This is a genomic window from Azospirillum sp. UFLA03-27, assembly GCF_059803775.1.
Genome location: NZ_JAUQTX010000265.1, coordinates 1 through 8,798 on the forward strand (window position 1 = coordinate 1; position 8,798 = coordinate 8,798).

6 protein-coding genes are annotated in these 8,798 nt (G+C 67.8%); 2 read left to right on the forward strand and 4 right to left on the reverse strand.

The genetic code is table 11. The features are described from left to right. Positions 1-166: 166 nt before the first annotated feature. Entirely contained in the window at positions 167-1,786 is a 1,620-nt protein-coding gene (locus tag Q4I23_RS27295; protein ID WP_498528291.1) for a S10 family peptidase, read from the reverse strand. Positions 1,787-1,986: 200 nt separating this feature from the next. Here Q4I23_RS27295 and Q4I23_RS27300 point away from each other — a divergent pair, with 200 nt between their 5' ends. After that, positions 1,987-2,469 (forward strand): bacteriohemerythrin, encoded by a 483-nt coding sequence (locus Q4I23_RS27300; protein WP_454018972.1) that lies wholly within the window; start codon positions 1,987-1,989, stop codon positions 2,467-2,469. A gap of 112 nt (positions 2,470-2,581) precedes the next feature. Here Q4I23_RS27300 and Q4I23_RS27305 read toward each other — a convergent pair whose 3' ends face one another. After that, complete coding sequence (locus tag Q4I23_RS27305) at positions 2,582-6,301, reverse strand: vitamin B12-dependent ribonucleotide reductase (protein WP_498528292.1); 3,720 nt, start codon at positions 6,299-6,301, stop codon at positions 2,582-2,584. Between the two features lie 529 nt (positions 6,302-6,830). Here Q4I23_RS27305 and Q4I23_RS27310 point away from each other — a divergent pair. Next, a complete protein-coding gene (locus Q4I23_RS27310; RefSeq protein ID WP_454018970.1) occupies positions 6,831-7,328 on the forward strand; it encodes a PRC-barrel domain-containing protein in 498 nt (165 codons plus the stop codon). A gap of 50 nt (positions 7,329-7,378) precedes the next feature. Here the strand turns inward: Q4I23_RS27310 and Q4I23_RS27315 are convergent, their stop codons facing one another. Both Q4I23_RS27315 and Q4I23_RS27320 read right to left on the reverse strand, forming a co-directional pair. Beyond that, positions 7,379-7,813 (reverse strand): bacteriohemerythrin, encoded by a 435-nt coding sequence (locus Q4I23_RS27315; protein WP_498528293.1) that lies wholly within the window; start codon positions 7,811-7,813, stop codon positions 7,379-7,381. 128 nt (positions 7,814-7,941) lie between these two features. Then, a partial coding sequence (locus Q4I23_RS27320) for a DUF6352 family protein (protein ID WP_498528294.1) occupies positions 7,942-8,798 on the reverse strand: 857 nt, incomplete at its 5' end.

Consider the following 8,798-nt stretch of genomic DNA (forward strand, 5'->3'; position numbering starts at 1 on the left):
AGACCCGTCAGCAGCTCGGCACCATCGCCCTCTCGCTGGCCAACCAGTCGCAGCAGTCGATCCTGCGTCTGTTCTAACCGGCAAGGTCCAGCCGGCGACCACAGGCCGAGGCAAGGCATTGCGCAGCAGGCGCCCCAACCGGGGCGCCTGTTTCCTTTTGGCCGCCTTACCGCAGGGCGGCCTCGATCAGGGCCCGCGCGTCGGCGGCCAGCTTCGCCCGCTCCGGCGCGCGGGTGTACATCATGTGCCCCCCCTCATAGACCGTCACGGCGACCCGGTCGGCCTGCCCGTCCGGCAGTTCCAGGCGGGACGCCACCCAGCGCGACGCCATGTAGGGGGTGATGAGGTCGGTGCGCCCATGGGCGATCAGCACCCGCAACGCGGGCTGCAAGGTCAGGGCGGCCTGGAGGTCGTCCACCGCGCTGGGCTGGCCGGAGCGCGGCCATTCCCAGCCCCGGTTCACCCGGTCGCTGAGCAGCTCGAAGGGCACCTCCGTCCGCACGCCCAGCCACTCGTGGGCGTAGGCGGCGAAGGCGGTGGTGTAGGTCGGCACCGTGCCCTTCAGGAAGGGATCGAAGGGAAGGCGCGCCGCCGACGGATCGGGGTCCGCGGCGGTGAAGGTGCCGTCGTAGACGCTGGCGACCCGCCCCTTCCCACGCAGCAGCTCGCGGGCAAAGATGTCGGTGGGGATCTCGCCGCGGAAGCGGGTCACCAGCTCCTCCGGCAGGCCGATGGTCCGCGCCACCTCGGCGAAGAAGCCCTGCGCCGCGCCGGGCCGGCGGTAGTCCAGCCCGGCCAGCCCGGTGAGGTATCCGGTGAAGGCGTAGCGCTCGGCCGCCGCCGCCGCCTGCTCCGGGGTGCCGGCAACCAGACCGTTGGCGGCGGCCGAAGCGGCGTAGGCGGGCAGCCGCAGCGCCGGCACCAGAAGCCCGCCGCCGCCGCGGATGGTGGCGAAATCCACGACCGGCGACACCATGATCAGCCCGTTGACCGCGATGCCGGTGTCGTCGATCAGCCGGTTGGCCATCTTGGCGATGCGGAAGCCGCCGTAGCTTTCCCCCACCAGGAATTTCGGCGACTCCCAGCGGCCGTTGCGGGTCAGCCAGAGCCGGACGATCTCGGCCATGGCCCGGCTGTCGGCATCGACCGACCAGAAGCGCTTGCCAGGGTCCTCGTCCCGCCGCGCGCCCTCCTCCTTTCCACCGTCACGCCGGATGCCGCGGCTGTAGCCGGTGCCGACCGGATCGACGAAGACCAGATCGGTGAAGGCCAGCCAGCTGTCCGGATTGTCCAGCAACGGGGCCGGTGGCCGGGTCAGCGACCCGTTGTCGTTGAAGCCGACCACCTTCGGCCCCAAGGCCCCCAGATGCAGATAGGCCGAGGATGCCCCCGGCCCGCCGTTGAACACGAAGGCGACCGGCCGCTGGCCGCGCGGCGCCCCGTCCGGCGTGCCCCCATCCAGCGTATAGGTGACGGTGAAGACACGGGCCGCCGCCTCCTCGCGCGGACCGTCGCGCAGGGGCAGGAATTCCGCCACCGCCGTGTAGGCGAGCGGTCCGGATGGCAAGGGCAGTTGGTGCTTGGTCTCGCTGCGCTGTGCGTCGAACCCGCCGGCACGGTCCGCCGGCTTCGGGGCGCCCTGGTTCTGTTCGTTCCGGGCCGGAGTGTTCTGGGCCGGAGTGTTCTGGGGCGCCGCGTCCTGAGCACCCGCGACATGGAGCGGCGGCAGCGCCAGCGCGGCGAGCAATGGCAGAAAGCGGAGGCGGCGGTTCATGGCACGTCGCATGGCGCATCCCGTCGGCTGTGTCGTCACAGCCCCGCATATTGACCCTCACCCGGTGTCCGGCAAGGACACAGACCTTCTGTCGCGCGCCTCGGATCTCTATCAAAACCGCGACAATTTATCTCAATTCAAACCATTGATGCACATACGACCGTGTTTATGATGCCCAGGCTTCCACCACCTTAAGCCGAGTCATCGCGATCATGGACATGCCCGCCGAGAATTTTCAGGATCTCGTCTGGAGCGACGATCTTGCGTTGGGCGTCGAGCATATCGACGAGCAGCACAAGCATTGGATCGAACTGGTCCAGGCGTTCCATGTCGCCGTCGCCGAAGGCCGCTCCCGCGAGGAGGTCTACCGGACGCTGGCCGATGCGGTGGTCTATACGGAGATTCACTTCGCGAGCGAGCAGAAGGTGATGGAGGAGGCCGGCTATCCTTTCCTGGCCGACCATCTGGTCCAGCATTCCCTGGCCTGGGAGCAGTTGCACGCCTTCACCACCGGCAACGTGCCGGAGGAGAACATCGCCGAGTATCTGGCGACCTTCCTGCCGCAATGGCTGATGCTGCACATCAACTCCGCCGACCGCCAGTTCGCCCGCTGGCTGAAGGAGCGCGACGCCGTCCCGGTGGAGCTGGCCGACGCCCAGCTGTCCGGACGCGTCTTCCCCAACATCCCGGTCTGAACCCGCCGGAGCGCGCTCTCACCGGAGCCCGCACAAAAAGGCCGCATGAAAAAAGGGGAGGTCCGAGGACCTCCCCTTTTCCACGCCATGCCGGGGATGGAACCGGCTGGCCTCAGCTGCAGCCCGTGGTGGAGCCGCAGGTGTCGCACTTCAGGCAGGTGCCGTTGCGGACAAGCGTCATGTTGCCGCACTCCCCGCACTGATCCCCCTCGTAGCCGCGGGCGCGAGCCTCGCGGATGCGGTCGTAGCGCTGGTCGCTGTTGCTGCCGCCGTAGGCCGTCCCGGTGGTGCCGCCGACCGGGGCCGTGCCGCCGGCATGGACCACCGCGGCGCCGACCGCCGGGCTGGAGGCCACCGCCGCATGGGCGGCGGACGCCGTGGCCTGGACCGCGGTGCCGGTGGCGGCCAGGGCCGCCGCCGCAGAGACCCGCTGGGTCTGCCCGCCGTTCAGGACGCGCAGGTTGTTGCGGACGTAGCCGGTCGACGCGACCTTGCGGACGATGTCCGACGGCTGGACCGCGCCGGTCTCCGGCAGGTCGCCCTGCTTGTCGCCGCTGCCGACCGTGAAGGGCACCAGATCCTCCGGCGTGGCGTGCGCCAGATCGGTGCGGCCCAGGTAGGAGATGGCGATCTCGCGGAAGATGTAGTCGATGACCGAGGTCGCCATCTTGATGGTGTCGTTGCCGGTCACCATGCCCGACGGCTCGAAGCGGGTGAAGGTGAAGGCCTCCACGAACTCTTCCAGCGGCACGCCGTACTGCAGGCCGATCGACACCGCGATGGCGAAGTTGTTCATCAGCGAGCGGAAGGCGGCGCCCTCCTTGTGCATGTCGATGAAGATCTCGCCGATGCGGCCGTCCTCATACTCGCCGGTGCGCAGGTAGATCTTGTGGCCGCCGACGGTCGCCTTCTGGGTGTAGCCCTTGCGGCGGTGCGGCAGGCGCTCGCGCTCGGTGCGCTTGCGCTCGATGATGCGCTCCACGACCTTCTCGACGATGCGCTCGGACACCATCTGGGTGCGGGCCGCGTTGGCCGCCTCGACGATCTCCTCGACCGCGTCCTCCTCGTCGTCCAGCAGGGCGGCGGAGAGCGGCTGGCTCAGCTTGGAGCCGTCGCGGTACAGCGCGTTGGCCTTGATGCCCAGGCGCCAGGACAGCAGGTAGGCGTCCTTGCACTCCTCGACCGTCGCCGTGTTCGGCATGTTGATGGTCTTGGAGATGGCGCCGGAGATGAAGGGCTGCGAGGCGGCCATCATGGTGATGTGCGATTCCCAGGACAGGAAACGCTTGCCGATGCGGCCGCAAGGGTTGGCGCAGTCGAACACCGGCAGATGCTCGTCCTTCAGGAAGGGCGCGCCCTCCAGCGTCATGGCGCCGCAGCAGAAGGTGTTCGCCGCCTCGAGCTCGGCCTTGGTGAAGCCGAGAGCCGTCAGCAGGTCGAAGCCCGGCGCGTCCATCTGCTCGGCGGGAATGCCCAGCGTGTCGACGATGACGTCGGCGCCGACCGTCCAGCGGTTGAAGGCGAACTTGATGTCGAAGGCGGTGGCGAGGTTGCCCTCCAGCTTCTCCAGCACCTCGGCCGGGAAGCCCTTGGCGGCCAGAGTCTCGTGGTTGACACCCGGCGCGCCCTTCAGCGTGCCGTGGCCGACCGCATAGCGCTCGATCGCGGCGATCTCGTCGGCGGTGTAGCCCAGCGTGCGCAGAGCCTCCGGCACCAGACGGTTGACGATCTTGAAGTAGCCGCCGCCGGCCAGCTTCTTGAACTTCACCAGCGCGAAGTCCGGCTCGATGCCCGTGGTGTCGCAATCCATGACCAGACCGATGGTGCCGGTCGGGGCGACCACCGTGGCCTGGGCGTTGCGGAAGCCGTGCTGCTCGCCCAGTTCCAGCGCCATGTCCCAGGCGCGGACGGCGGCCATCGCCAGTTCCTGCTCCGGGCACTCGTCGGCGACGAAGGGCACCGGCTTGACCGACAGGCCCTCGTAACCCTCCATCTCGCCGCAGGCGGCGCGGCGGTGGTTGCGGATGACCCGCAGCATGTGGTCGCGGTTCTGCTCATAGGCCGGGAAGGCGCCCAGCTCCTGCGCCATCTCGGCGGAGGTGGCGTAGGCGACGCCGGTCATCACCGCGGAAATGGCGGCGCAGTAGGCGCGGCCTTCCGCCGAGTCGTAGGACAGGCCCGACGCCATCAGCAGGCCGCCGAGATTGGCGAAGCCCAGGCCCAGCGTGCGGAACTCGTAGGAAAGCTGGGCGATCTCCTTGGACGGGAACTGCGCCATCAGCACGGAGATTTCCAGCACCATGGTCCACAGGCGGCAGGCATGCTCGAACGCCTCGACGTCGAAGGAACCATCCTTCAGACGGAACGACATCAGGTTCAGCGAGGCGAGGTTGCAGGCCGTGTCGTCGAGGAACATGTACTCCGAGCACGGGTTCGAGGCGTTGATGCGCCCCGAGGCCGGGCAGGTGTGCCAGTCGTTGATCGTCGTGTCGAACTGCACGCCCGGATCGGCGCAGGCCCAGGCGGCGTAGCCGACCTTGTCCCACAGGTCGCGGGCGCGGAGCTTGCGATGGACCGTGCCGTCGGTGCGGCGGATCAGGCTCCACTCGTCGTCGTTCAGGACGGCCTGGATGAAGTCGTCGGAGATGCGCACCGAGTTGTTGGAGTTCTGGCCGGCCACCGTCAGGTAGGCGTCCGAGTCCCAATCGGTGTTGTAGGTCTTGAACTCGATGCTGGTGAAGCCCTGGCCGGCGAACTGGATCACGCGCTGGACGTAGTTCTCCGGCACCTGCGCCTTGCGGGCGGCGACGACGGCCTTCTTCAGCTCCTTGTTGACCTTCGGGTCCTGGCCGTCCTGGGCGGCGGCCATGATGGCGGTCAGGTGCTCGCGGCAGATCTTGGAGCCGGTGACCAGGGCGGCGACCTTCTGCTCCTCGGTCACCTTCCAGTCGATGTAGGCCTCGATGTCCGGGTGGTCCATGTCCACCGTGACCATCTTGGCGGCACGGCGGGTGGTGCCGCCCGACTTGATGGCGCCCGCCGCGCGGTCGCCGATCTTCAGGAAGCTCATCAGGCCCGACGACTTGCCGCCGCCGGCCAGCTTCTCACCCTCGCCGCGCAAGCGGGAGAAGTTGGAGCCGGTGCCCGAACCGTACTTGAACAGGCGCGCCTCGCGGACCCACAGGTCCATGATGCCGCCCTCGTTCACCAGATCGTCGGCGACGGACTGGATAAAGCAGGCGTGCGGCTGCGGGTGCTCGTAGGCCGAGGCGGAGGAGGTCAGCAGGCCGGTCTTGAAATCGACGTAGAAATGGCCCTGGCTCGGGCCGTCGATGCCGTAGGCCCAGTGCAGGCCGGTGTTGAACCACTGCGGGCTGTTCGGGGCCGCCATCTGGGCGGCCAGCATGAAGCGCATCTCGTCGAAGAAGGCGCGGGCGTCGGCTTCGGTGTCGAAATAGCCGCCCTTCCAGCCCCAGTAGGTCCAGGTGCCGGCCAGACGGTCGAAGACCTGCTTGGCCGACTTCTCGCCGGAATAGCGCTTCTCCTTCGGCAGCGCCGCCAGAGCCGATTCATCGGCGGTCTTGCGCCACAGCCAGGACGGAACGGTGTTCTCCTCGACCGCCTTCAGGGCGACCGGAACGCCGGCCTTGCGGAAATACTTCTGGGCCAGGATGTCGCTGGCGACCTGGCTGTAATTCTCGGGAACCTCAATGTCCGTCTGCTGGAAGACCACAGAGCCGTCAGGGTTGCGGATCTCGCTCGTCGTGCGGCGGAAGCCGAGAGCGGCGTAAGCATCCTGACCCTCTTTCGTGAAACGACGCTGGACCCGCATGTGACTCGTGCTCCCTCTGGCTGGCGAACAAAGGTGTCGCGCTCCGTGCGGCGCAGCTCGCGCTGGCTGACGAACGCAACACCCTGTATGTTGGTGCGCATCCTAGCCTCAAGCTTTGGGCCAGGCAAGACCCGACCCAAGATATTGTGTGCTTGACGCGGGCCTACCTCCTAGATATGGCGCGTCAGGTCAACGGACCAAGCCGCCGCGGGTTCCCGAGAAAAATCGCCCCACCCCCACATCTAGTCCCGCGCCGAACGCCTCCGGCGACCGATTCCTGTAAGGAATCCGTCACTTTCGCGGGCTCGTCGGACCCCTCCGACTGCAGGAGCCACGGGGGGCGAATCGGCGGTACACCCTTCTCCGGCCTCCCATACCCGCCAACCCACTTTTGCCCGCTGGACCGGTCCCGTGGCGAGGCACCCGGACGGCGCCCCGAGTCGCCCCACGATGTCACAGGCGGTCCCGCGTGACCTTTCCCGCTCCCTCCGGTTGGAAGGGTCGGTTTCGTGCAACGAGGAGACCTTCCATGCACAAGACGGTGATCGCGACCCTGTCCGCCCTGGCGCTGACGACCGGCGTCGCCGCGGCCCAGACCGGCACCGGCGGTTCGGCACAAACCCCGGGCGCCCAGGCCCCGAACTCGGTCATTATGGACCAGGGACAGAGCGCCCGACCGGCCGGCCCCACAAGCGGAGCCCCGGCCAGCGCCAGCGTCGAGCATCTGATGAGCCGCACGGTGATCGGCGCCGACGGCGAGAAGGTCGGCAAGGTGTCCGACGTGATCCTCGGTCCGGACGGCAACGCACAGCTCCTGGTGATTCAGAGCGGCGGTTTCCTCGGCATTGGCGGCAAGGAGATCGCCGCGGACATCGCGCTGGCCGACGTGCTTCCGGGCAACGGCCCAATTACGCTGCGCGACGTCACTCAGGCGAGCGTGCGCGACATGCCGGAGTTCCAGTACAGCGACAGCATGACCTCGCTGAACCGCGGCCCGAAGCACAGCGGCGAGTCGAACAAACAGTAACCATCAGGTGACAGCGCCCCTCTCCCACCGTGGGAGAGGGGCTTTGCCCGTTACGCCTCCACCCCGCGCTCGCGCAGGTAGGCGCCCAGCTTGGTGTCCACGCCCAGAATGTGGCCGGATAGCCATTTGGCGAGGAAGCCGAGCACGAAGGCGCCCTTCTCCCCACCCGCATCCAGCGCGCTGTTCACGTCGTGCAACTGGCGGACGAAGCTATCGTGCAGCGCCTTGTGGGCGGCGTAATCGGGATAGCCGTGCTCGCGCATCAGCGTCTCTTCCCGGTCGAAATGGGTGTCGGTGTAGTCGAGCAACTCCCCCAGCACGTCCTGGATCTCGCTGTCGGCGCGGAACGCGTTCACCGCGGTGACGAACTCGTTGAACAGCTCGAACAGGCGCTTGTGGTCAGCGTCGATCATGGCGTTCCCGACGCCGAAGCCGTCCTGCCACGCCATCGTCTCCCAACGCGGGTCGGCAAGGTTCGGCTTCATTGTCTTCGGCTGCGTTGTGTTTAATTGCATGACGTTTCCCCCTTCAGGAAACATCCTTATAAGCCGCCGCCCACCCGCAGCCGGGGCGGCAGATAGTCACACTGATAGTATGGCTATAGGATTGCCGGTCAGTTCATCTGAGCCAGCGGCAGGTTGACCAGCAGATTCTGCGGCTTCAGGCGCAGCTTGCGGTCGGCGGTCATCGCCAGGGCCAGATAGACGGGCCGCCCGGCGATGTCGGTGCGCATCGCCGCGGAATCGGCGAACTCGAGCCGGAACAGCGACAGGATGCGGGCCAGCCGTTCCTCCCCCACCTCGGCCCCGTTGTAGAGGTCGTTGAGGATCGCCGTGGCCTCCCCGTCCAGCCCGACATGCCAGACCCAGCGCTCGTCGCTGATCCGCTGCACGGGATGGATCGACACCGCCACCCCCAGGAAATGCTTCACCCAGCCCTCCAGGACGCGGCACAGCGCGTCCAGCCCGGCCGCGGCGAAGGTCACGTCCAGCACGGTGTCGTGCCGCGAATCGCGCTCCCAATAGCGGGGGTGGTTGGTCTCGTCGAGGATGTCGAGATCGACGGAGCGCGGGGCGGTCCCGGCCTCCACCACCAGCCGGCCCAGGCTGCCGAAGCCGCCGGTCGCGGCCAGCATCTCCACCGTCTCGCTGTCAGCCAGCCGGACGCGCCCGTCGTCCACCGACACGGTCTGGGGCCGGAAGAACAGCTCGCCCGCCCGCGCCCGCAGACCCGACGGCGTGCCGTCGAGGACGTTGCGCAGGATCACATGGGCCATCTGGTCGATGAACAGCCCCGGCACACCCCGCGCGCCCTCGCGGAACAGGCGGAGGTAGCAACCCTCGACCGTACCGGCAGCGAGCAGCCGGTCGCGGAAGCCCAGCCAGACCGTCCAGTTCTCCCGCGCGTCCGCATCGGCCAGCGCCTCCACCCTGTCTCTTATACACATCTCCGAGCCCACGAGACTATAAC